Annotated in this window: 22 protein-coding genes; 8 read left to right on the top strand and 14 right to left on the bottom strand. The window is 68.7% G+C overall.

The window, feature by feature from the left end:
- The first annotated feature begins 21 nt into the window (after nt 1-21).
- The 3 genes from AB4Z09_RS02095 to AB4Z09_RS02085 all read left to right on the top strand — a co-directional run bounded on the left by AB4Z09_RS02095 (nt 22) and on the right by AB4Z09_RS02085 (nt 2,563).
- Nucleotides 22-804 carry an ABC transporter permease gene (locus AB4Z09_RS02095; protein WP_174914568.1) on the top strand — a complete coding sequence of 261 codons (783 nt, stop codon included), beginning with the start codon at nt 22-24 and terminating at the stop codon, nt 802-804.
- Nucleotides 797-1,558 (top strand): ABC transporter ATP-binding protein, encoded by a 762-nt coding sequence (locus AB4Z09_RS02090; RefSeq protein WP_114724285.1) that lies wholly within the window; start codon nt 797-799, stop codon nt 1,556-1,558. Before AB4Z09_RS02095 ends, AB4Z09_RS02090 begins: the two co-directional genes overlap by 8 nt.
- Nucleotides 1,559-1,867: 309 nt before the next feature.
- On the top strand, nt 1,868-2,563 hold the full coding sequence (locus AB4Z09_RS02085) for a hypothetical protein (protein ID WP_442239067.1): 696 nt from the start codon (nt 1,868-1,870) through the stop codon (nt 2,561-2,563).
- A gap of 71 nt (nt 2,564-2,634) precedes the next feature.
- Here the strand turns inward: AB4Z09_RS02085 and AB4Z09_RS02080 are convergent, their stop codons facing one another.
- The 3 genes from AB4Z09_RS02080 to AB4Z09_RS02070 form a co-directional block, all read right to left on the bottom strand.
- Complete coding sequence (locus AB4Z09_RS02080; protein ID WP_442239066.1) at nt 2,635-4,173, bottom strand: FAD-binding protein; 1,539 nt, start codon at nt 4,171-4,173, stop codon at nt 2,635-2,637.
- 63 nt (nt 4,174-4,236) lie between these two features.
- On the bottom strand, nt 4,237-4,755 hold the full coding sequence (locus tag AB4Z09_RS02075) for a VOC family protein (RefSeq protein ID WP_254622867.1): 519 nt from the start codon (nt 4,753-4,755) through the stop codon (nt 4,237-4,239).
- 109 nt (nt 4,756-4,864) lie between these two features.
- Nucleotides 4,865-5,737 carry a uracil-DNA glycosylase gene (locus AB4Z09_RS02070; RefSeq protein ID WP_442239065.1) on the bottom strand — a complete coding sequence of 291 codons (873 nt, stop codon included), beginning with the start codon at nt 5,735-5,737 and terminating at the stop codon, nt 4,865-4,867.
- Nucleotides 5,738-5,835: 98 nt separating this feature from the next.
- On the opposite strand from AB4Z09_RS02070, the gene AB4Z09_RS02065 reads away from it, so the two are divergent.
- Nucleotides 5,836-6,609, top strand: a complete 774-nt coding sequence (locus tag AB4Z09_RS02065) for an SIR2 family NAD-dependent protein deacylase (RefSeq protein WP_442239064.1) — start codon at nt 5,836-5,838, stop codon at nt 6,607-6,609.
- 5 nt (nt 6,610-6,614) lie between these two features.
- On the opposite strand, the gene AB4Z09_RS02060 is transcribed toward AB4Z09_RS02065, so the two are convergent.
- Entirely contained in the window at nt 6,615-8,408 is a 1,794-nt protein-coding gene (locus tag AB4Z09_RS02060) for an AMP-dependent synthetase/ligase (protein ID WP_442239113.1), read from the bottom strand.
- Nucleotides 8,401-8,928, bottom strand: coding sequence for a MarR family winged helix-turn-helix transcriptional regulator (locus AB4Z09_RS02055; RefSeq protein WP_442239063.1), 528 nt, complete (start codon nt 8,926-8,928; stop codon nt 8,401-8,403). Before AB4Z09_RS02055 ends, AB4Z09_RS02060 begins: the two co-directional genes overlap by 8 nt.
- Nucleotides 8,929-9,059: 131 nt before the next feature.
- Here AB4Z09_RS02055 and AB4Z09_RS02050 point away from each other — a divergent pair, with 131 nt between their 5' ends.
- The gene (locus AB4Z09_RS02050) at nt 9,060-9,329 is read left to right on the top strand and encodes a chorismate mutase (RefSeq protein ID WP_114724280.1); all 270 of its coding nucleotides are present in this window, start codon (nt 9,060-9,062) and stop codon (nt 9,327-9,329) included.
- 98 nt (nt 9,330-9,427) lie between these two features.
- Here the strand turns inward: AB4Z09_RS02050 and AB4Z09_RS02045 are convergent, their stop codons facing one another.
- Nucleotides 9,428-10,126, bottom strand: a complete 699-nt coding sequence (locus AB4Z09_RS02045; protein WP_174909255.1) for a GntR family transcriptional regulator — start codon at nt 10,124-10,126, stop codon at nt 9,428-9,430.
- Between the two features lie 254 nt (nt 10,127-10,380).
- A complete protein-coding gene (gene atzF, locus AB4Z09_RS02040; RefSeq protein ID WP_442239062.1) occupies nt 10,381-12,111 on the bottom strand; it encodes an allophanate hydrolase in 1,731 nt (576 codons plus the stop codon).
- Nucleotides 12,112-12,336: 225 nt separating this feature from the next.
- On the opposite strand from atzF, the gene AB4Z09_RS02035 reads away from it, so the two are divergent.
- Entirely contained in the window at nt 12,337-12,978 is a 642-nt protein-coding gene (locus tag AB4Z09_RS02035) for a DUF4232 domain-containing protein (RefSeq protein WP_442239061.1), read from the top strand.
- Here AB4Z09_RS02035 and AB4Z09_RS02030 read toward each other — a convergent pair.
- Complete coding sequence (locus AB4Z09_RS02030; protein WP_442239112.1) at nt 12,960-13,928, bottom strand: alpha/beta hydrolase; 969 nt, start codon at nt 13,926-13,928, stop codon at nt 12,960-12,962. The genes AB4Z09_RS02035 and AB4Z09_RS02030 overlap by 19 nt on opposite strands.
- Nucleotides 13,929-13,979: 51 nt before the next feature.
- Here AB4Z09_RS02030 and AB4Z09_RS02025 point away from each other — a divergent pair, with 51 nt between their 5' ends.
- A complete protein-coding gene (locus tag AB4Z09_RS02025) occupies nt 13,980-15,104 on the top strand; it encodes a T3SS (YopN, CesT) and YbjN peptide-binding chaperone 1 (protein WP_442239060.1) in 1,125 nt (374 codons plus the stop codon).
- Nucleotides 15,105-15,129: 25 nt separating this feature from the next.
- Here the strand turns inward: AB4Z09_RS02025 and AB4Z09_RS02020 are convergent, their stop codons facing one another.
- Nucleotides 15,130-15,486 carry a hypothetical protein gene (locus tag AB4Z09_RS02020; protein ID WP_254622866.1) on the bottom strand — a complete coding sequence of 119 codons (357 nt, stop codon included), beginning with the start codon at nt 15,484-15,486 and terminating at the stop codon, nt 15,130-15,132.
- A gap of 337 nt (nt 15,487-15,823) precedes the next feature.
- On the opposite strand from AB4Z09_RS02020, the gene AB4Z09_RS02015 reads away from it, so the two are divergent.
- Nucleotides 15,824-16,177, top strand: coding sequence for an excalibur calcium-binding domain-containing protein (locus tag AB4Z09_RS02015; protein ID WP_442239059.1), 354 nt, complete (start codon nt 15,824-15,826; stop codon nt 16,175-16,177).
- Between the two features lie 554 nt (nt 16,178-16,731).
- Here the strand turns inward: AB4Z09_RS02015 and AB4Z09_RS02010 are convergent.
- From AB4Z09_RS02010 to AB4Z09_RS01990, 5 genes are all read right to left on the bottom strand, one after another.
- Complete coding sequence (locus AB4Z09_RS02010; protein WP_442239058.1) at nt 16,732-18,933, bottom strand: acyl-CoA dehydrogenase; 2,202 nt, start codon at nt 18,931-18,933, stop codon at nt 16,732-16,734.
- A gap of 6 nt (nt 18,934-18,939) precedes the next feature.
- The gene (locus AB4Z09_RS02005; protein ID WP_442239057.1) at nt 18,940-19,806 is read right to left on the bottom strand and encodes an amidohydrolase family protein; all 867 of its coding nucleotides are present in this window, start codon (nt 19,804-19,806) and stop codon (nt 18,940-18,942) included.
- Nucleotides 19,803-20,663: an SDR family NAD(P)-dependent oxidoreductase gene (locus AB4Z09_RS02000; protein WP_174909241.1), complete on the bottom strand. Its 861-nt coding sequence runs from the start codon at nt 20,661-20,663 to the stop codon at nt 19,803-19,805. The genes AB4Z09_RS02005 and AB4Z09_RS02000 overlap by 4 nt, the downstream gene beginning before the upstream one ends.
- A complete protein-coding gene (locus AB4Z09_RS01995; protein WP_442239056.1) occupies nt 20,660-21,895 on the bottom strand; it encodes an amidohydrolase family protein in 1,236 nt (411 codons plus the stop codon). Before AB4Z09_RS01995 ends, AB4Z09_RS02000 begins: the two co-directional genes overlap by 4 nt.
- 238 nt (nt 21,896-22,133) lie before the next feature.
- Nucleotides 22,134-23,357, bottom strand: coding sequence for a DegT/DnrJ/EryC1/StrS family aminotransferase (locus AB4Z09_RS01990; RefSeq protein WP_442239055.1), 1,224 nt, complete (start codon nt 23,355-23,357; stop codon nt 22,134-22,136).
- Between the last annotated feature and the right edge of the window lie 300 nt (nt 23,358-23,657).

The raw sequence follows: 23,657 nt of genomic DNA, 5'->3' as shown, positions 1-23,657 counted from the left end.
CGCCGTCGCGGAGCGCACACGATGTACGGTGCGGTGCGCCGGCTACTGCCGGCGATCGTCGTGGTGATCGCGCTCGTCGCGGCATGGCAGGCCTATGTCGCGGCGAGCGGGATCCGCCCGCAGGTGCTGCCGTCACCGGCGCGGGTCCTCGAACAGGGCTGGGCGCACCGCGACGACATCGCCGTCCACGCGTGGTCCACGCTGCAGGTGACGCTCGTCGGGTTCGCGGTGTCCCTCGCGGTGGCGTGGGCGCTCGCGATCGTCGTCGACTTCTCGCCGTGGCTGCGCAGGGCTTTCGTTCCCCTGTTCGTGATCTCGCAGACCCTCCCGATCATCGCGATCGCGCCTCTGATGATCATCTGGTTCGGGTTCGGCCTGCTGCCGAAGATCCTGGTGATCGCGCTGGCCACGTTCTTTCCCATGGCGATCGGGTTGATCGAGGGGTTCGCCTCGACCGACCGGGAGGCCGGTGCGCTGCTGCGCAGCATGGGTGCCTCCCGGTGGCAGCAGTTCCGCTACGTGCGGCTACCGTCCGCCCTCCCCCGGTTCTTCACGGCGCTGCGCATCGGCGTCACCTACGCCGTGGTGGGTGCGGTGTTCGCCGAATACGTCGGCGCCACTTCCGGTCTGGGCATCTACATGAGCATCCAGAAGAACTCGTTCCGCACCGACCTGGTGCTCGCCGCCGTCCTGGTGACGGCGGCGATCAGCGTCGCGCTGTACCTGTGCACGTTCGCGATCGAACGTGTCGTGGCGCCGTGGATCGCACAGCCGAGCTGGTCCCAGGAGTCGCGTCGTGGCTGAGCGGCCGATCGTCGAACTGTCGGACGTCACCAAGTCGTTCGGCACACGCCGCGTCCTCGACGGCATCGAGTTCGCGGTCCGTCCCGGCGAATTCGTGTCGGTGATCGGTCCCAGCGGGTGCGGCAAGAGCACCGTGTTCTCGATCGTCGCGGGCCTCGAGCCCCCGGACTCCGGGACCGTGGCAGCGCCGACGTGCGCCCACATGCCGCAGAGGGATCTGCTGTTCCCGTGGCGCTCGGTGATCGACAACACCACCCTGGGCCTCGAGGTCCAGCGGATGCCCCGGAAGCAGGCGCGGGCGCGCGCGGCCGAGCTGTTCCCCGTGTTCGGCCTGGCCGGGTTCGAGGATGCGCGCCCGCACCAACTGTCGGGCGGCATGCGCCAGCGGGCCGCGTTGCTGCGGACCGTGGTCCAGGACCGCGAGGTGCTGCTCCTCGACGAGCCGTTCGGCGCCCTCGACTCCCTCACCCGCACCGAGATGCAGACGTGGCTGCAGGACGTCTGGCAGCGCTATCGCTGGACGGTGCTGATGATCACCCACGACATCCGCGAGGCGGTGTTCCTGTCCGACCGGGTGATCGTGCTCTCGGCCCGGCCCGCGACGGTCCGCCGCGAGGTCGTCGTCGATCTGCCGCGGCCCCGGGAACTGTCGGTGATGACGTCGCCCGAGTTCGCCGCGATCGAGCACGACCTCATCGAGATCCTGCACGAAGAGTCCCGCCGGGCGCTGGCGGAACAGGAGACCGCCGACTGAGCGCAGTACCGGCCGGTCTCCACGTCGCGATCCCGAAAGTTACTACCGCCCAAGCCAACCGGTCGGTTGAGACCCGATAGAGACGAACAACGGATAACACTCGACGGATCGAGACATCCTCGTTATCCTTCTGTTACGGCGTTACCGGAGAGGCCATTCGGCACCAGCGCCACCACCACGTAGAGATACCGGGCCGGTCGACGCTCGGAGTCTGCTCCGCGCCCTCCGACACCCGACCGAAGGCGCGTTCTTCGCTGCCTCACCAGTACCCGACCTCGTCTCCGGATGGTCATCCGACAGGAAGAGAAGATGACGAAACGAGTCCTGCTGGCCACGCTCGCCGCATTCGCCGCCCTGGTGCCGGCACTGGCCCTCGCCCCTGCCGCATCGGCGGCAACGGGAACGATCTCCAACGGCATCGCCTGGACGGCGAAGCCCGATGCCGGCCCGTCGAACCCGCTGCAGAACCAGGAGTACTGCACCCTCGGAGTCGTCGGCACCGACAGTCTCGGCAACAAGATCGCGATCTCCGCGGGGCACTGCGTCTCCGCGGTCGCGGGCGGAGCAACCGAATTTCCGGACGGTGCAACGGTTTACCGGTTCCTGTCGACCGGGACCGGAGATCCGATCGGAACCATCGCATACCGCGATCCGAGCATCGACTTCGTGGTGATCAAGCTCAACCCGGACGCGGTCCTGTCCCCGAACGGACCAGAGGTGCGGATCGACAGCATCGGGCCGTCCAATCCGGACGGCGAGCTGTGCAAGGCCGGAGTGCGGACCGGCGTCACCTGTGGACCGATCTACGGACAGGCCGCGTCCCGGATCAACTCGTTCGTCACCGCCAACGGCGGAGACTCCGGCGGCCCCGCGTTCGTCAACGACACGCAGCTGGTGGGGATGACCCGGGGGCCGTTCGAGTTCGTGGACTTCTCCGCGGTGCTCGACGGCATCGCCACGCAGTCCAACCCGGTCGGCAAGGGGTTCGCGGTCACGAACAACTAGCCTTTCGCGAGAACTACTGCGCCCCCGCTGCCGGTGAACCGGCAGCGGGGGCGCAGTAGTAGCTGGACCGACTACTTACCGGCCATGTCCATCGCCGCGAGGTGGCTGAACAGCATGCTGGTGCCGATCGGGTTGCCGCCACCGGGGTAGACGGTGCCGCTCGGCGCCGCCATCGTGTTGCCCGCCGCGTACAGGCCCGCGATGGGCTTGCCCGACGTGTCGAGCACCCGCGCCGCGGTGTCGGTGCGCAGGCCGCCCTTGGTGCCGAGGTCGGAGATGCCGAACGCGGCCGCGTGGAACGGACCCTGCTCGATCGTGACGAGTGGCGGCTCACCACCGGAGAACGCGCGATCGTAGGCCTCGTCGCCGCGACCGAAGTCGGGATCGACGCCGGTGCCGACGAACGAGTTGAACCGCTCGACGGTCGCGACCAGGTTCTCGGCCGGGACACCGATCTTCGCCGCCAGCTCCTCGAGGGTGTCGGCGGTGTGCCACAGACCGGCGTCGACGTACTTCTCCGTCTCGACCATCGAGACGTTGGTGGCGTTCACCGGAGGACGCTCGCCGTCCTTGTCGTCGTAGATCATCCAGTACGGCAGCGTGGCCTGACCGGCCTCCATCTGGGCGATGATGTCGCGGCCGATGCGGTCGTATGCCGCCGACTCGTTGACGAACCGCTGGCCGTCCTGGTTCACGAAGATGCCGGCGGTGAACCACAGCGCGAACGCCGACCGACCGTCCGGATGCGTCATACCGGGCGACCACCACGCCTCGCCCATCAGGTCGGTATCCGCGCCGACCGCGATGCCGGCCTGGTGTGCCTTACCGAGGTTGCCCCACGGCCCCATCGTGTCGCGGGCCTCACCGGGAACGCCGTACTTCTGGCGCATCTCGTCGTTGCCCTCGAAGCCGCCGGCCGCGAGCAGAACGCCCTTGCGGGCGTGGATCGCGACCCGCTCGCCGTCCCGCTCGACGATGCCGCCGACCACGGTGCCGTCCTCGACCACCAGCTCGACGAGCGCGGTGTTCAGGTGCAGCTTCGCGTTCGGGTACTTCTCCATCGCCTTGAGGAACCGGCCGATCAGGGCGCGGCCACCGATCAGGTACTCGGGCAGGGGCGCACCGAGACGGTCGAAGTCCAGCGGGCCGCGCACCAGCTCGTGCAGGTCACCGACCTCCGAGATCGGCAGCGGGCTCGGCATTGTGTGGCGCTGGCCGTCGAGGCGCGCCTTGGGCGCCTTGCCGAAGTAGTCGGGCCACGGCAGCATCTCGAACTTCAGGATCTCGTCCTGCTCGAGATACGCGATCAGCGGCGCGCCGCCGCGGACGTAGGTGTCCTGCAGCTCGCGCGGGGTGCGATCACCGACCACCGCGTGGTAGTACTCGAGCGCATCCTCGATCGTGTCGTCGGTGCCCGCGCGCTCGAGCACCGGGTTGCACGGGAACCAGACCCCGCCGCCGCCCGAGTACGCCGTGGTCCCACCGAACTTGTCGGTTGCCTCGACCAGGATCACGTCGAGGCCCTCACGGGCCGCGGTGTACGCGCCGGTGACGCCGCCGCCACCCGAGCCGACCACCAGGACATCGCATTCTTCGTTCCAGTTGACCATCGTTCAGCCTTTCCCGGCCGTGCCGGATTCTGTTTCCACTCTGTGTGTCCGGGGTGCCGTGGATCAGGCGATAATGCGGACCGGATCGGTGCCGTCCCAGGTGCGCGCCTGCTCGATCCCGTACGCGAGCATCTGGCGCATCGCGGGACTCTGGATGTACTCGAAGATGACGCCCGGCTCCCCGGGCGACTGCAGATAGGCCACGCGCGTGCCTGCGCCCTCCGCGACGAACAGCTCCTCCAGCCCCTTCCCCCGGGCCGCCGCGAGGGACGCGTCCAGGTCCTCGGTGATCCACGCGAGGTGGTGCGGACCCGCCAACGGCGAGCCGGACTCGTCGACGTACGGCGACGGGCCGGACGACGTGGGCTGGATCAACTCGATCTGCATGTCGCCCGAGTAGCCCATCGCCACGTCCATGGTCACCGCGGTCTCCGCACCCGCGTACCGGCCGTGCAGGGTCACGCCGCGAAACACGGTCCACGGACCGACGCCGACGGACCCCACCCAGTGCGCGATGCTGGCGTCGAGGTCTCCGACCACGTACCCGACCTGGACGGCGGGTTCGGCCACCACGTGACTCATTCGGACCTCCAACGACATTCGGACGGGGTGTGATCCTAGCCACGCAGAGGGGAGGTGAATCAAGCATTCGTCCCACTGAGAGGACGTTCGCGAGTTCCGGATGCAGCGGTCAGCGGCCCGAGCCGCCGCACCCCCAACCGACTCCGGCCAGGTCCTGGCCACGGGCGACGACGTCGTCGAGCATCTTCTCGGTGAGTTTGCCGGTGAAGGTGTTCTGCTGACTCGGGTGGTAACAGCCGATCACGTTGAGCGGCTTGCCGTCCGCCTTGTGGACGACGGCGACCTCACCGTGCCCGAATTTCGGCTTCGGCGTCGGTACCGTGCCACCCGCCCGCCGAACTGCGTTCAGTGTGGCGTCCCAGCCGAAACCGCCGAGCGCGATGACGGCGCGCACCCACGGCAGCAGTTGCGCGAGCTCGGCGTCGAGCCAGCCCGCGCAGCAGTCGCGCTCGTCGACACTAGGCTTGTTGTCGGGCGGTGCGCAGCGCACCGCCGAGATCATCCGCGCGCCGAACAGCTTCTGCCCGTCGCCCGCGTACTCGACCTCACCCTTGCTCGCGATCCCGGCGCGGTGCAGGGCCCGGAACAACCAATCCCCCGCCTGATCGCCGGTGAACATCCGCCCGGTCCGATTGCCGCCGTTGGCGGCCGGTGCCAGTCCCATGATCAGCAGCTTGGGGAAGTCGTCACCGAAACCGACCAGCGGGCGCCCCCAGTAGGGCTGGTCCGCGAACGAGCGGCGCTTGACCTCGGCGGCCTGCTCGCGCCAGTCGACCAGCCGAGGGCACGCCCGGCACACACTGATTCGGGCGCCCAACTCCGCGAGATTCTCGGCGGCGGCGGCCTCGGCGACGACGTCGGCGCACGAGTGCGCGATCGGGGTGTCCGGGGTCGCCGGATCGCCCGGCCAGCCGCTGCCCGCAGCAACAGGGGAGGTGAACAGTTCGCCGGTGCCGGGGTGCGGCAGGAACTGCGCGGTCATCGCAGCACGCGGGTAGACATGGGTCAATTCAACCCGATGCACCCGGGTGCGCCCAGTTCGGTTCGGCACGCGGTCCACCAACCTGCACAATCGACGATATGACCGCACCCGAGCCAGATCCCGCCCTCGTCGGCGCCGCCCGCGCCGCCCGTCGTGTCGTGGTGTTCAGCGGCGCCGGAATGTCGGCCGAGAGCGGCGTGCCGACCTTCCGGGACGCACAGACCGGGTTGTGGGAGCGATTCGAGCCGGCCGAACTGGCCACCCCGGAGGCGTGGCACCGCGACAGCGGCCTGGTGTGGGCGTGGTACCAGTGGCGGACCGGACTCGCGCGGCGTGTGCAACCGCACGCCGGTCACCGCGCGATCGCCCAGTGGGCCGGGCGCACCGGGATGACGGTGATCACCCAGAACGTCGACGACCTCCACGAGCGGGCGGGCAGTCCGGTCGCCGCGCACCTGCACGGCAGCCTGTTCTCACCACGATGCAGCGACTGTGGCTCGTCGTTCCCCGGCGACGGCGGCGTCGAGGCCGAACCCACCGGTCCGCTCGCGCCGCCGACATGCGAAAACTGCGGCGGGGCGGTGCGCCCCGGCGTCGTGTGGTTCGGCGAGGCACTGCCCGAGGACGCGTGGCAACGCGCGGTCGACGCGGTCGAGGACTGCGACCTCATGGTCGTCGTGGGCACGTCCGCGGTGGTGTATCCGGCCGCGGAACTGCCGCTGCGGGCCGCACGATCCGGCGCGACGGTCGTCGAGATCAATCCCGAGGCAACCGGATTGAGCGACCACGTGCACTACTCGTGGCGCACGACCGCGGCCGTGGGCCTGCCGGCGTTGGTCGCGGCCGCCGGTGACGCCGGAGGCCGCCGCTGACGAGCTCAGTGCCCCCGGTAGATCGACTCGATCTGCTCGGCGAAACGCTCGGACACCACCTGCAGCTTGATCTTCAGCGTGGCGGTCAGTTCCCCGGACTCCTCGCTGAGGTCGTGCGGCAGGATCTCGAACCTCTTGATCGCCTCCGCGTGGGAGACCGTCGAATTCGCGTCGTCGATGACGGCCTGGAGCGCGGCGCGGAGATCGGTGTCCGTGGCGAGATCGGCGACCGTCGCCGATGCCGGCTTTCCGTTCGCCGACTTCCAGTTCCCGAAGGGCTCGGGGTCGAGGGTCAACAACACACCGATGAACGGTCGACCGTCACCCACGACAACAGCCTGTGAGACAAGCACGTTCGAACGCAGGCGATCCTCGAGTGGGCCCGGCGAGACGTTCTTTCCTCCGGCGGTAACCAGCAGGTCCTTCTTCCGCCCGGTGAGCGTCAGGTACCCGTCGTCGTCCAGTTCGCCGAGGTCCCCGGTGCGGAGCCAGCCGTCGTGGAAGGTGTCCGCCGTGGCGGAGTCGTTGCGCCAGTACCCGGCGAACACGACGCCGCCGCCGAGTTCGATCTCGCCGTCCGGCGCGATCCGCACCGAGTTTCCGCTCATCGGGCGGCCCACCGTGCCGATCTTCTGCTCGTCGGGCACGTTGACACAGTGCGCGGCAGTGGACTCCGTGAGCCCGTAGCCCTCGTAGATCGGCACGCCGACGCCGCGGAAGAAGTGGCCCAGCCGCGGCATGAGCGCCCCGCCGCCCGAGATCGCCCACCAGCACTGGTCGCCCAGCGCGGCACGAAGTTTGGCGTACACCAGCCGATCGGCGATCGCGTGTCGCAGCTTCAGGAGCCGGGACGGGCCACCCGTGTCGAGGGATTCGCTGTAGGCGATCGCGGTGGCCTCCGCGAAGGCGAACACCGCCCGCGGAATCCGGCCCCCGGTCTCGGCGGCATGGCCGGCGCTGTCGCGCACCTTCTCGAAAACCCGTGGAACACCGAGGATCACGTGTGGCCGGAAGCGCTGGAACTGGCCCGCGACCGTGCCGAAGTTCGACCAGTGTGCCTGGGTGCCGCCGGCCTCGAACATCGCGAGGGACACCGCGCGCGCGAGCACGTGAGCCAACGGAAGGAAGGTCAGCATCCGGTTGCCGGGCTTGGCCACGTCACCGACGGACGCAACCAGGATCCCGCGCACCTCGGACAGGAAGTTCCGGTGCGTGAGAATGCACCCCTTCGGCCGCCCCGTGGTCCCCGACGTGTAGACCAACGACGCAAGGTCGTCCGCTCGGATCCCGGCCAGCCGGTCGCCGACGACAGCGTCGTCGATTCGCACGCCCTCGGCGACGAGCTTCTCCACGGCCCGGTCCTCGATCTGCAGCACACGACCCGGGCCGGACATGACACCGTCGAATCCGGCCGCGTGGGTGGCGGTCTCGACGATCGCGAGGACGGCCCCGGAATCCTCGACGATCCACCGGATCTGTTCCGGCGACGACGAGTCGTAGATCGGCACCGAGACAGCGCCTGCCGCCCAGATCGCGAAGTCGAACAGCGTCCACTCGAACCGCGTCGCGGACAGCAGCGCCACCCGGTCGCCGGGTCCGACCCCCGCCGCCACCAGACCCTTCGCCACCCCGGTGACCAGATCCGCGAATTCGAGTGCGGTGACGTCCACCCACCGGTCCTCGACCGGACGGGAGAACAGCACGCGATCGGGACTGCGTCTCGCGTGCTCGAACACCGTGCGGACGATGGACTCGTCGTCGGCGATGGTGAAGCGGGCAGGGGCGCCGTACTCACGCATGTGCGTCATCTCCAGCTGTTGCAGGGACACCGGGGACACCGGGAATCACAGGTATCGCGGAAGTTTCGGGAACTTCGGGAACTTCCAGGGCCGCGAGCGGCCCGTCACGGAACCGCCGCAGGATCTGGGCGAACTGGGCGATCTCGGTCGGCGACCAGCCGTCCACGCGCGCGCGGACGTCGTCGAAGCGGCGGCGGTCGGCGGCCGCGAGCACCGCGACGCCCTGGACAGTCAGGTACAGGGGGCGACCGGAGCGGACGGGGGCCGAATCGGCCCGAACCCATCCGCCGTCGGTACATCCCCGGAGCTGCCGCGAAACGGTCGACCGGTTGACACCGAACGCATCGGAGATGTCGGTGGCGCGACATCCCGGGTTCCGCGCGACGAACGAGAGGACCGAGTGCTGAGCGAACGACGGACCGCCCTGCGCGTCCCGGCCGCCGGCCACCAGCTCTCGGGCCAACTGGACCAGTTCGGCGTGCACCGCCGCCACCTGATCGACCTCGCCGTCATGTTGCACAGTGCAACTCTACGCCGCCCGTCTCGCCATGCATCGGTCGCGTACCGGAAGTAACGTTCAAGCCGCAGATGCGACTAACCAGGAGACGGCGCCGCATCGGCGCTTGCCCGACCGAGACCCGAGGAGACGATTTGTCCGTTCAGACCGACTCGATCGCCGTCCGTGCCGTTGGATCGCACCGGACCGCCGACGCGGCCTCGCTCGACCGCCTCGAGCAGGAGATTGTCGACCTGGATGCGCAGATACTGGCCGCCGTGCGTCGCCGCGCAGATCTCGCTCGCGCCCTCACTCCCGTCGAGCGGCCGCTCACCGACGCCGAGTCCCGGTTCGACGAGCTGGGCTCGGACGGCCCCGTTCTCGGACGCACACTGACCCGGCTGAGCGCCGCCGGATCGCGGTAACACCGCCTCCACGCCCACACACCGAACCGCCTCCTGTCCGTGACTTCGGTCACGTAGCGGAGGCGGTTCGGTCGTCTCGGGCCGGCCGTGCCGGGCTGTCAGCGCCAGCCGTGCAGGGCGTGCGCGGTGACGGCATGCACCGCACGCTCCTCGACCACGTCCAACGACTCGCCGACGTGCGCATGCAGCGCGGCGAGTGCACCGTCCAATTCGCCGTCGAGGACCTGCTCGACGATCGCCAGGTGCTCGGTGATCGTCGATTCCACCCGCTCGGGCGTTTGGTAGTCGTGCATGCGCACGAGCCGGATCTGGCTGTTGACCGCTGCCAGCGCCCGGGTCAGCGCCGGATTCCCCGCCGCGGTCGACAGATCGAGGTGGAACTGCTGGTCCAGCTGGACGATGTCGCGGGACGGTGCCGGCGGGTCTGCCTTCAGGTCCCGCCACTGCGCGCGTGTCGCTTCGAGCAGCGGCACGTCGAACTCCAGATCGGCGTTCTCGAGGTGCCGGGCGATCCCCCGCAGTTCCAGGGTGATCCGCAGCTCGTACAGATCACGGATGCTGCCGAGATCGGGGAACGTCGGGTAGTAGCCGTCCTCGCGGCGGGTGACGATACCGTCCGAATGCAACCGGACCAGCGCCTCCCGCAACGGTGTGCGGGACACCCCGAGCGACTCGCACAGGCGTCCCTCCACCAGCCGAGCATGCGCGGGAACTTGCCCGCTCATGATCTGCTCCCGCAACTCCACGTACACCTTCTCGCGCAGGCTCGTGCCCGACGATCCGTCGGCAGTGGCCATCTCGTTACTCCCTTCGACGGGTCAGTGAATCGGCTCGTGCAGGGGCATGGAACTCTCCTGGGGGTCGAGACGTCGAAAAGTATTGCGCCGAGTCGGTATACGGCGCCGTATCCGCTCCCCCACACTGTTTCGCGACGCGTTTACACCCGGTGGTCGCCCCTGTGATCGCCGTGTTAACGAAAACGCCCCCGCCGCGGCACCCGTAACACGTCCGTCACGTCGGCACCGTCACTCTGCGGAGCCCCGGCGCATCGTCACGCGGAGACGCCACCGAGAAACGCACGCCAGCCACCGAATTCGGTGATGTCCACCCCGGCCGCGGCCGCTGCGGGCGTGCAGGTGAAGCCGACCGCGACGGTCCCGCCGGCGAGGGTCATCGACGTCAGCGCCATCGGGGCGGGCAGGGCCGCCAGGAAGGCACCGAGCCCGGCCGCCGAGATCCGGTACAGCTCACCCGGAAGCGAGCGGCCCGAGCCGTCGGGCACGTGCACCAGGCCCGGCTTGGGCGGAACCGAATCCAGCCGCACCATCAGATAGTCCGCGGTGGTCGCGACAGGTCGTTCGAACCGCGCCCCCAGCGCCTCCAGTTGGTGATGCAGCGGCTGACCACGCAGGTGCGCCCCGAAGACCGCGAGCCCGATCCCCTCCTCCGGCGCAAGATCCGCCGTCTCGACGCCCTGGATGCGGGCCGCCACGTCCAGCGCCACCTGATCCCCGAACGCCGGAGCCACGGTCATCACCCCGAACGATTCACCGGGTTCGCCCGGGGTGGGCACGGCGACGGACGCCAGGTCGAGCAGGTTGCAGAAGTTCGTGAACGTGCCCAGACGCCTGTTGATCTCCACCGGCTCCGCGAGCACCTCCGCGATCAGGGGGTGCTCGGTAGCGGTGGGCAGCAGCAGGACGTCGAGGTCCGCGAACAGCCGCTCGGCATGATGCTTCGCGGCCGCGAGAGTGCCCATGTCGCGCACGAACTCGTGGGCCGGCTTCGACTGCGATGCCCGAACGATCGAGGCGACCGTCGGGTCCAGAGCGGCATCGGGATGGGAGACGACGAACCGGCCCACCGCATCGAAGCGCTCCGCGACCAGGGCGCCGTCGTACAGCAGTGTCGCGGCGTCGAGCAGCGGTGCGATGTCGACCCGCACGATCTCCATGTCGGCTTCCGCGGCGCGCCCGACGGCCGCCGCGAAGCTGCGCCGGTAGGTGTCGGAGAGCGTGTCCAACTGCCCGTCGACCGGCACCCCGACGCGCGCCCGCGTCGGGGCGGACAGTGGCACGTCCGACGGCCGGACGCGGCTGCGTGGGTCGTCGGCGTCCGGCCCGATCATGATCGACATCGCGCGTCCCGCGAGGCCCACGGTGGACGCCAGGACGGTGACGCAGTCGAAGTCCGCGCAGGCCGGCACGACACCGCGGGTCGGGACGAGTCCGAGGGTCGGCTTGATCCCCACGACACCGTTGAAGGCCGCCGGCACCCGGCCGGAACCGGCCGTGTCCGTGCCCAGCGCGAAGTCGACGAGCCCCAGTCCCACCGCCGCTCCCGACCCCGAACTCGACCCGCCCGACACGCGGTCCGGGTGGGTCGCCGACCGCACGACACCGTAGGGGCTGCGGGTTCCGACGAGTCCCGTCGCGAACTGGTCCAGATTGGTCTTGCCGAGGACCACCGCCCCGGCTGCCTGCAGCCGCGTCACGGCGGGCGACGACACCTGCGGAACGTAGGCGAACTCGGGGCAGGCCGCCGTGGTCGGCAGGCCGACGACGTCGATGTTGTCCTTGACGGCGAACACCGTTCCCGCCAACGGCAGTTCCTCACCCGCCGCGAGCCTGCGCTCCACGGCGACCGCGTCGGCCATGGCGTCGGACTCCGAGCGCAGCGTGATCCAGACCTCCTGCCGATCGCACTCGTCGATGCGCGCGAAGGCCTCGCGCACGCGGCCGGTGGGGGTGCTGCTGTCGGTGCTGGTGGAGGGGTGCGTCATCGTCGGCCGCCTTCTCGCGTGGACCGCGAGCGACGGTCCAACCGTGTATACGTCGATGAATACGCTAGGCAAGCTGCTGTTACATCCGCACTACCCGACGTGACGATCACGTATCGCCGGCGTTCGGTGACGCCACGGCCCGCGGCGAGCCGACCGGCACGCGAGGTCCACGCGTGAAATATTCGCAGTGAACCTGCCGCCGATCCGCTCGAGGAGATACCAGCCATGAATCGACAGCCGACCCTCGTCCGCGGCCTCGGGGTCCTGGGTATCGCGGCGGTCCTGGCCACCGCCGGGTGCAGCAAGGACGAGGACGGTACGGCGGAGGCGCTGCCGGGCACCACCTCTGCCACGTCGGCGACGACGACCGCAGCGGCGGCCGCCGTGCCCGCGACCACGACCGTCAAGGCGGCTGGTTCGACGTTCACACCCACCGCGCACCCCGAGGGTTGTGCCGTGAGCGAGTTGCAGCTGACCCTCGGCCAGGCGCAGGGCGCGGCCGGCTCCACCGAACTGCCGCTGATCTTCACGAACGTCGGCGGTCGCGACTGCGTCCTCGACGGCTTCCCCGGCGTCTCGTACGTCCAGGGCGGCGCCGACGGCGCCCAGGTCGGTTCCGCGGCAACACGTTCCGGAGAATCGTCCGGCGCCGTGACGCTCACGCCGAACGCGACGGTGACCGCAGCGGTGCGCGCGGTCAACGTGGAGAACTACCCGGCCGACACCTGCTCACCCACCGACGTTGCCGGACTTCGGGTCTACCCGCCGAACGACACCGGCTCGATCTTCGTGCCGTACGCGACCAAGGGCTGCGCCGGCACCGGCGAGGGCCTGAACCAACTGTCGGTTCAGGCCGTCACCGGCTGATCCGGCAGCCAGTCGAGACCGAGGGCCCGCTGGAGCGTCGGCCACGACTTGGGCAGCTGGTCGCGCCAGTAGTCCCAGGCGTGGACGCCCGTGCCCTCGTAGTCGACGGTCACCGGGATCTTCAACTGGTCCAGTCGCGTCTCGAGAATCCGGGTGCACACGTTGGAGGCACCCTCGATGACGCCACCCAGGAGCAGACGGCGGACGTCGCCGGAGCCTGCCTCGTGGGCCCCGGGCAGGCCCGTCGCCACCGACAGGTAGATCTGCTTGCCCCGCAGCTTCTCCGCGTTGCGCACCGTGTCGTGCGACAGCCATTCCGGACCTGACGGGTCGGTCCACATGTTGGCCGGATCGCCGCTCCGTGACGTGACGGTCGTCTGGACCACGAGACGGCCGAGGGGATCACTCGTGGAGTAACACCCGCTGAAGGCCGCGGCACCGCTGTAGAGGTCCGGGTACCGGTGGGCCAGCATCATCGCCGACTGTGCGCCCATCGAGTTGCCGGCAATCGCGTTGACGCCGTCGGTGTTCAGCTTCGCGTCGATCAGTGGCGGCAGCTCCTCGGCGATGAAGGACTCCCACTTGTTCAGTCCGAGCTCGGGATCGGCCTGGTCCCAGTCGGTGTACAGGCTGCCTTGACCGCCGTTGAGCAGCACGACGTTGACGTTCTCGTCCTCGAAGAACGCGGGCGCGTCGCCGAGGCTCTTGTTCATCCACCCGCTGGTGTTGTTGCGCGCACCCGCGCCGTCGAGCATGTAGAGGGTGGGGCGCGGCACCGACCGGTCCTTCGGCAGCAGCACGTCGACCGTGACCTCACGGCGTAGCGCGAGCGATCCGACGGTGTACTGAACGGCCTGCCCCGACTGCGGCTTCTCACCAGTGAACCTTCCAGACCGGTCACCTGTTCCAGTCCGCGACGGCGGACGCGATACCGTATCAGTACCGCACAGGTCCGGCCGACACTCCCGGACCAGGTGGTACGACGTGAAGCAGGGGGTCCCGTGTCCGAGTCCGCAGACAGGTTCGCCACCGGTGATTTCGACCGAGAAGTCACCGGGGCGTGGGCTGCGTTCCGTTCGTCGCTCGCCGATCGGATCGCTGCGATCTCGTCCGACGACCAGGTGATCCTCGAGACGGTCTGCGACACCGACGAGGCCGACGGCCGTGTGCCGTTCCTGCAGTTCAACGCGGTCGACGGACCCGACGGCCCGGCCGTCCGGTGCGAACTTCCCGCCGATGTCCACCTGCCGCCGCGGCGCCGATTGACCGCTGCCGACGAATCCCGACTGCTGGCTCAGGGATGGACGCATCCCGCGTCCACCGACGCGCCCGACGGGGATCCCGAACTCGACATGGGCGACGTACCCGCGCTCGTCGTCGAGAAGGCGGCGCGCTGGGCCGATCAGCTGGCCTCGATGGCGGTGTCGGTCCTGCGGGACACCTGGGACGTGCCACACCCCGCATTCCTTGCCCTGCACCATCTCGGGGGCGATCCCGAACCGGCAGCGGATCCGGCCGTCACCCCCGTCCGGACACCGCTCGACCGGCACGTGTCGATCCGCCCCCGCGACACCGCGCACCTGCGCGAGGTGATCGCGCACACCCTGACCGACATCTACGGGCAGGCGCCGGAACTGGACGCGGACGGTGACGTGGTCCTGCGCTTCGGCTCCGCACTCGCACTCGTCATCGCGAACGAGAGCACACCCGAGGTGCAGCTGTGGGCGCCCCTGGTCCGCGACATCAGTGGCCGCACACGAGCATCCGAGCTCATCACCGACCTCAATCGGCGCTGGCCGTATCTCCGCTTCGCCCTCTTCGAGGATCGGCTGCGCGTCATGATCGACATGCTCGCCGACCCGTTCGTCCCGCAGCACCTCGCCGACATGGTCGAGCACCTGTCGGACTTCCTCGGAGGCGTCGACGAAGAGTTCGCGGCGCATTTCGGCGGCGTGCTGCACTTCCCGCCCGCCGAACCGGCCACGGCACCCGAGACATCGGGCGCCGACACGGTTCCCGAGGCATTCGTGCCGGAACCGGAGCCGGGGAGCCCGCCCGAACAGATGGAACTGTTCGACGACCCGGTCCAGCCGTCGCTGTTCGACGACCCCGACGAACTGCGGTAGCAGCGGCGCACCGCAGGAGCTGGGATCAGCAGGGGCTCGGCTCTCCGATCTTCACGACGGACAGCACGGCCTCCGCCTCGCCGACGGGCGCTCCCACGGACGGCTGCTGACCGACGACGATCCAGTTCGCGTCGAGTACCTGCTTGCGGCCCTTGCCGGACGCGTCGGCGCTGCGGGAGAAGAACACACCGTTCGCCTGAATGAGATCCTGCGCGTCCTGCAGGTTCATGCACATCACGTCCGGCATGAGCACCCGTGTCGGCGCTGGGGCCGGAGGCGCCACGGGAGTGGACAGTGTGACCTCCGGCGTCACGACCGCGGCGGGTGGCGCGGAAACACTGGGTGCCGGAGCGACGACCGACGTCGTCGTAGTGGCGGCCATGGTCGTGGCCGTGGTCGACGTTGCAGACGCGGAACTCGTTTCTCCCGAACCACATCCAGCAAGTACACCGATCACCACTGCGCTTACGCCGACGGCAGTCGACCGCACGAGAACACTCTTCGAAGAAATGACAGCCACTTGAGACTCCCCCAATAACCGGCCCCCTGCCGGACATCGTATGAACCGCGAGAGCGTACATCACCGGCCGCACCGAAACCACCGGCGGCGCAGGCAACAACGATCCACGACTTCCTTCCCGCCCCGGGCGCCTCCGTGGTGCCGCAGTTCATCGCCGACGCCGTGCAGCCGTTGTTGCCCCCGGCCCCCCGGTACGCCGATGCGCCCCAGCACCATCCACGACTTTCTGCCGCTGGAGGTCGCCAATATGATCCCCACAGGATCCGCCGATGCGCTGCGCCCTGTCCTGCCGCCGGTTCCAGGTCATGTCGTCGGCGCTCCCGTGCCGGCACCGGCACCACCCGCCCCGGCTCCTGCCCCTGCTCCCGCGCCCGCGCCCGCGCCCCAGGCCAGTCCGCGCGTGGCTCCGGCACCCGCGCCGGCTCCCGCGCCGCGAGCCGGCTACAAGAACTGCACCGAGGCGCGCAATGCCGGTGTCACTCCGATCTACCGCGGCCAGGCCGGATATGCGCCACACCTGGATCGCGACAACGACGGAATCGCCTGCGAATAGTCCGCATCCGTCCCGCGCGCGAATCGGCCTCCCGCGCGCACAATTGCGCGGGCGGCAGACGAACTTGCGCGCGGGACGGAACCCGGACCGTCAGGCACCACTCTCGGTCGGGGTGATCACGATGTTGATCGGACACTCCTCCGGGTGGTCGCCGCGGAGCAGTTCGATCCCGCACTCGATCCGATCGAAGCCGAGGACGTGGGTGCGCATGCGGCTGAGCGGGAATCGGCCGGATACGACAGTTCCCGCCGCCTGCTGACAGGCCTGCACATTCGATCCGCCGCACCGGATCAGCCGGATGTTCTCGAGCGTGACGGACGATCTCGAGCGCGTCGAGCAGCGGACCGGTGGCGTGCGGCGAGGTGTCGAGCACGACGTCGAATCTGCGGACGCCGGTCGTCTGCCGAGCGACCTCCCGTAGATCCTCGGTCTCGACGTCCATGACCACGTCGGCACCGAATTCCGTTGCGAGGCCTAGCTTGTGCCGGTCCCGTGACAGACCGGTAGCGAGGATGTCGTGACGATCGCGACGCGGCCGGCGAGGGGCGGTGCGCTCATCGAGGTTCCCTCGGCAGCCCGAGGATCTGCTCGGCGATGACGTTGAGCTGGATCTCGAGCGTGCCGCCGCCGATGAGCAGCGACGGCGTCGAAAGGTACGCCTTGGCGGCCCGTCCTCCACCCACCACCTCGGGCCCCAGGCTGCCGACGGCGGCCTCGGGCCCGAACCACTCGAACACCTGCGCGGCGGCGTCGGTGATGTGCCGCGCGGACGCCGCCTTGAGTGCGCTGGCCTCGACCCCCGGATTCAGGCCCGACAGCCGCTTGAGGATGCTCCGGTGCGCGAGGGCATCGAGAGCGCCTGTCCCGGAGGTGATCCGGCCGAGCGCGGGCAGTGCCGCGGACCGAGCTGCGGGGTCGAGGGCACGGACAACCTCGACCGGATCGAAGCGGTGGCCACCGGCGACCGGGGCGGTGCCCATCGCTACCCGCTCGTTCGCGAGCGTCGTGCGGGCCACCTTCCAGCCCTCCCCCGGTGTGCCGACGAGGTCGGCGTCGGGCACGAACACTCCGTCGAGCGTGACCTCGTTGAACATGCTGTCGCCATTGGCCTCGCGCAACGGCCGCACCTCCACGCCCGGCGCCGACATGTCGACGAGGAAGAAGCTGATGCCCCGATGCTTGGGCACGTCGCGATCGGTGCGGGCCAGGCAGATTCCCCAGTGCGCCTCGTGCGCCTTGGAGTTCCACACCTTCCGACCGTCGATCCGCCAGCCGCCGTCCACCTTGGTGGCGAACGTCGTCAGCGACGCCAGGTCGGAGCCGGCACCGGGCTCGGAGAACAACTGGCACCACACGATCTCGCCGCGCAGGGTCGGCGCGACGAGCCGCTCCATCTGGTCACCGGTGCCGTACTGGAGGATCGACGGCAGCGCCCACTCGCCGATGACGGTGGTGGGCTGGACCATCCCCGCGCGGTCGAACTCCTCGGCGATGACGAGCTGTCCGGCAGTGTCCGCACCCAGCCCGTACGGCGCGGGATAGTGCGGCGCCACCAGACCACGGTCGGCCAGCAACACCCGTGCCGACAGCGGATCCAGCGCGGCCGCCGCCGCGATCGTCGCGGCCACCCCGGCCCGGAATTCCGGACGGTCCTCGATGCCGAGAGCCGCCCGACGCTCGGTAGTGAGCGCCAGTTCGCCGGCGCGCCGCGCCCACTCGTCCTGTGCACCACCGAGTGCCAGCAGGCTCGCTGCCCGCCGCCAGTACAGGTGAATGTCGTGTTCCCACGTGTTGCCGATGCCGCCGAGCAGCGTCAGGCTGTCCAGGACCACGTCGACGGCCTCGCGCCGGCACACCGTCGCGGTTCGTGCCACCGCGAGTGCCAGCTGTTGCGGGTCGTCGCTGTCCGCGGCCATCGCCGCATCCCACACCGAACTGGTCATCACCTCGAGACGGATGAACAGTTGGGCGCACTTGTGTTTGATCGCCTGGAACGAGCCGATCGGTCGTCCGAACTGCTCGCGGATCTTCGCGTACGCCAGGCTCGTCTCCTGTGCCCATCGGGCGATGCCGACGGCCTCGGCGCACTGCAGGACAGTTGCTAGCGACGCCACCTCCTCGGGTAGCGCGTCGAGGATGTGGTCGGCAGGAATCCTGGCCTCCGACAGATGGATCCGTCCGATGTCGCGGGTGAGATCGACGCCCTCTGCGGGGGTTCGGTCGATCCCGGCGGCGTCGGCGGGGAGCACGAACCACACCGGCGTCGCACCGCACTGACCCGCCAGCACCAGGATGTCTGCACCGACGGCGCCCAGGATCGGAACCGTGGCCCCGGAAGCGATCACCTCGTCGCCGTCCCCCTCGAGCGTGACGGTTCCGGGTTCGAGAGCGCACGCACCGATCGCGCCCGCTGCGAAGCGCGGCAGCAACGCCTTGCGCGCCGCGTCGGTGCCGTGTGCCTGGATCACGGCGCTCGCGGTGACCGTCGGCAGCAGCGGGCCCGGAATCAGCCCGTGCCCCGATTGTTCGAGGGCAACGGCCAGTTCGAGGAGACCGGCGCCGGCACCGTCGAATTCCTCGGCGATGTGCAGGGACGGAATACCCATGCCCACCAACTGGTCCCAGTGGGCGGGTCGCTCCCCTCTCCCGAGTTCCGCGATCTGCAGGCGGGTCTGCTCGACGGGCGTGGTCCGCGCGGCGAACCGCGCGAGGGAGTCGGCGAGCGCGTCGTGGTCGGCTCCGATACCGATCGGCATGTCCGATCAACCTTTCAGTTTCAACACCTTGCGGGCGTTCTCGTGCAGGAACTTGGGCCAGACGTCGGCGTTGAACGGCACGTGCGGCATGTCGCCGAAGATCCGGTCCAGCGTCAGTCCGGCCGGAAAGTACCCGGCGTAGATAATCTTGTCGGCGCCGCGGGTGTTGGCGTAGTCGACGATGGCCTGCGGGTAGTGCTTGGGTGCGAACGCGGACGTCGAGTAGTAGAGGTTGGGCCACTTGAGCATCAGTTTGATCGCCAGGTCCTCCCACGGCTCGCAGCCGTGCCGCGTGACGAACACCAGGTCCGGGAAGTCGAACATCACGCCGTCGATCAGTTCGACGTGCTGCACCGCGGACTTGACCCGCGGTCCGGCGATCCCGGCACACGCGAAGATAGGGATGTCGAGTTCGACGCACTTGGCGTAGATCGGGTACATCTGCGGCGCGTTGAGCGCGACCTGCGGGAACGTACCCGCCGCGAACGAACTCACCGAGACGATGCCGAACTCCTCGTACTCGCGCGTCATCCGCGTCAGCGTGCCCATGATGTCGTTGGGGTCCACCGCGGAGCCCTGCGGAACGAAGCGATCCGGGAACAGCCGAACCGCCTTCTGCCCGGACTCCTTGGCCATGCTGACCATGCCGATCTCGATGCCGTGCTTGTCCATCTCCCGCAGCGTCGCCGAGATCGGATCGTCGGTGTCGAGGTCGTCCGGCACGCCCTTGAACATGTACTGGGCGGGCATGCTGAACTCGGCGCGACTCTCCCGGTCCTTGGTCTGACGCGTGATGAAGGCGTACTCGTCGTGCCCGGCCTCGCGAAACCCGATGTGGGTGTCGATGATCGGGATTCCGTCGTAGGGGGTCATACGGTCTGCTCCTTGAGGATCGGCCTGCCATTCAGATCACGGACCGTAATGCTTTCACGTTCGAGGATGTCCAGGCTCGCCTCGACGTTGCCGGTGTAGTGCGCTGCGGCGTCGCACAACCACGTCACCGCCTCGACCATTTCCTCGAGCGACTCGGGCACGAACCACTTGGAACCGACCATGTTCGACGCCACCGACAGCGCCCCCGCCGTCGCGACGGCCGAGCGTGGGCGCACCGCGTTGACACGGATCCCGGTCCCGTTCAGTTCGGCGGCCAGCCCCGCTGTCATCCGATCCTGGGCGGCCTTGCTCATGCCGTAGAGCGTCGTGCCGTGGATGTCGGCATCCAGGTCGGTCTCCCCCGCGGGGAGCGGTTCGACGGGCCGGATCCGGGCGGTGCCGCTGGTGATGTTGACGATCCACCCCGCGCCGCGCTCCCGCATGCCGGGGATCACCCGCTGCGCGAGGTCCAGCGGCGCATGGACGTTCACCTCGAACGTCAGGTGCGCACGCCTGGACGGGTAATCCCGCAGCGGCTGGAAGATCGCCGCCGCCGCGTTGTTGACGAGGATGTCGATCGGCCCGCCAAGTGCCTTCTCCGCCTCGGGGACGATGCGGGCCCGGGAGTCCGCATCCTCGAGCGCGGCCGGGACGATCACGGCCGTGCCACCGGCCGAGCGGATCACCTCGGCTGTCCGGGCCAGGGTGCCGTCGAAGCCGCGATCGGGTTCGTCGACCGTGCGGGCCACGATCGCGACGGCCGCGCCCTCCGCCGCCAGCCGCTGCGCGATACCCGCGCCGATGCCGCGGCTGGCACCGGTGACGATCGCCCGACGGCCCTCGAACCGCCGAGTCACGCGCTCAGCTCGGCTTCGAGCTGCTTGGCGAAGGACTCACGCAGCAGGACGTCGTTGGGGTTCTCGGGCAACTCGGTCAGCGGCTGGGCGACCTCGGACGGCGTGGGGCCGTACTTCGCCGCCAGCGGGGCCAGCGCGTCCAGGTCGAAGTCGTACAACTCGGCAGCGTTCGCCGCGAACAGCTTCCGCAGCTCGGTCTCGTCGACGTCGTGCATCACCTGACGGATGCACTCGCGCGTGAACGGGTACGTGCCCTCGTTGTGCGGGTAGTCGTTGCCCCACATGAACTTGCCCTCGCCGAGCGTGTCGCGCGACGCCATGTCCTGCGCCGACGGCATCGTCGCACCGACCCACACATTGCGCCGGAAGTACTCGCTCGGACGCAACGGAAGCTGCTCGTCCTCGCTGTAGAACAGCTCGCCGATCCGGCCGGTGCGCTTGACCCGCAGGTCCACCGTGTCGAGCTGACGCATCAGATCCGGCGCCCACGCACAACCCTGCTCGGACACCGCGAACTTGAGCTTCGGGAACCGCTCGAACACACCCGAGAGGATCATCTGCACCAGCGGACGCATCGAGTAGAAGCCGACCTCGTTGATGTAGAGCAGTGACGACGTCTTGTAGCGGCCGTAGTCCGGCAGACCGGTGCCGGCATGGCTGTTCACCGGGACGCCGAGGTCCTCGCAGACCTTCCACAACCGGTCGTACTCGGGGTCGTACAGCGGCTTGACCCACTTGATGTCGGGCGCCAGGTTCGGCAGCAGGATGCCGCCGCGCAGTCCGTTCTCCTTGACCCACTCGACGTCCTTGATCGCCTCGTCGACGTCGTTGAGGAACACCTGCGCAACGCCGGCACGCTGGGCGGGAGCGTCGTTGCAGAAGTCCTTCAGCCAGCGGTTGTGGGCGCGCACGCCCGCGAGACGCTTGTCGAAGTCCTCGGCCCGCGGCGGACCCGCCAGCACGGCGGCACTCGGGAAGAACGGGGGCACCGTGTTGGGGAACAGCACCTCACCGACCGTGCCGTCACCCTGCGTCTCGCGCAGTCGACGCACGTTGTCCCAGTTGCGGGTTCGGCCGTCGTCGACGAGGTCACGGTAGGGGTTCTTGTACTTTCCGCGCCACGTGTCGAACTCCTCGTGCCACTTCGATTCGAGGTACGAGCGGTAGGTGGCGTGGTCGGCACCGGCATGACTGTCAGCTGAAATGAGGATGTAGGGCGTTTCGTTCGTCACGATGGACACTCCTGATGAAACTACTCGATATGAAACCGTGTTCTATATGATTGCCTTCGAGATTAGCGAGGTAGATGCAAATGTCAAGCGGAAGTCTCGCGGTCATCTAGAACGCAGTTCCACACCAGGGAATCTCCGGGACCGCGGGCCCGGAGAACGCGACGAGCCCCCGACTCGGAAGTCGGGGGCTCGGGTACGAACGGACTCTGCGCAGGCGGAAATGGCGCCTACATATGCGCTACGTCTGCGGCGCGACGAACTTGGACGCGAACGCGTGGATGCTCGCCACCACATGATCGAGTTCCTCGTCCGTAGTGCCGTGGCTCATCCCGAGGGACATGCCACGCTCGAACACCTCGTCCGCGAAGGGCAGGCCGTCCTCGGGAATGCGGTACTCGACATTGCGCATCATCGGGTGTCGAGTGACATTGCCACTCCACACCGTTCGGGTGTCGATACCCGCACCCTCGAGCGACTCCTGCAGGTCCGAACGCTCGAACCCGGCATCCTCGCGGATCGTGACGGGGTAGCACAGCCACGCGGTATAGAAGCCCGGGAGCGGCTTGGGGAGACGGAACAGCGACGGGTAGGCGCCGAAGGCCGCAGTGAACGCATCGAAGATCTCGTGGCGGCGTTTGTAGTTCACGTCGAGCTTGCTCAGCTGGACCAGGCCGAACGCGGAGCCCAGCTCGGACGGCTCGAAGTTCCAGGGCAGGACGTCGAAGATGAAGTCGTTGTCGTACGCGACGCCGTCGAGGCTCTCGCGGAACACACGTCCGGTCCGCGCCTGCTCGGACCCGAACAGGTGTGGCTCGGATCGGCGACCCCAACGCCGCAGCATGAGGCCCTTGTCGCGCAGCTTCTCGTCGTCGAGGCACACCATGCCGCCGTTACCGGCGCACGTGATGATGTGCGACATCGCGAAGCTGGTGACGGTGATGTCGGACCACGAACCGGTCTTGGTGCCGTTGAGGGCCGTTCCGATGCAGTCGCACGAATCCTCGATGACCTTGAGGTCGTGACGGTCGGCGATCTCGCGGATCGCGTCCCAGTCGGGGGCATTGCCCGCCAGGTTCGGGACCAGGATCGCCTTGGTCTTGTCGGTGATCAACGCCTCGATCTTGGACGCATCGACGTTGTACGTGTCCGGCTCGACATCGACGAACACCGGAATCCAGCCTCCGCGGACGATCGGCGAGACGTCCGTGGAGAACGTCAGCGGCGAGGTGATCACCTCGGAGCCCTTGGGCAGATCGAGCAGTTCGAGCGCCAGGTACAGCGCGGACGAACCCGAGTTGCACATCAGGCCCAGCTTCTTGCCGTAGAGATCAGCGACCCTGCGCTCCATCTCGGCGACGTTCTTGCCGATCTTGAGGGCGAACGGGCCTCCCCTCAGCACCTCGAGGCAGGCCTCGATCTCGCGCTCGTCGTGAACACTTCGGGCGTAGACAACCCTGGTCATGGGATCTCCTCGGTTGATTTCTCGGAAGGCGTCCGGCGGTGTCGGGTTTCGGCACCTCGCACACCCTCGTGTGGCGGTCGCAGCGCAGGACGCCGCGGAAGACTCTGCGCACCTACACCATTCGCACAGGCTGAGGTGGCGACTCCGGCAGCGGCCCGGGCCCGCGAAGGCCAGATCAATATCCGAACGGCGCTCATTGAACGTTCATTCAGGCCGAATATAGAACGGCTTTCCGAAGCAGTCAAGACGAAACGAAATCGAGCCCCGGAGGAGCGCAGGCGCCGGTCACAGCACTCGCGC

It is taken from the genome of Rhodococcus sp. TAF43 (assembly GCF_052113525.1).
GTDB lineage: Bacteria > Actinomycetota > Actinomycetes > Mycobacteriales > Mycobacteriaceae > Prescottella.
This window is presented reverse-complemented; position numbering and strand designations above follow the sequence as displayed.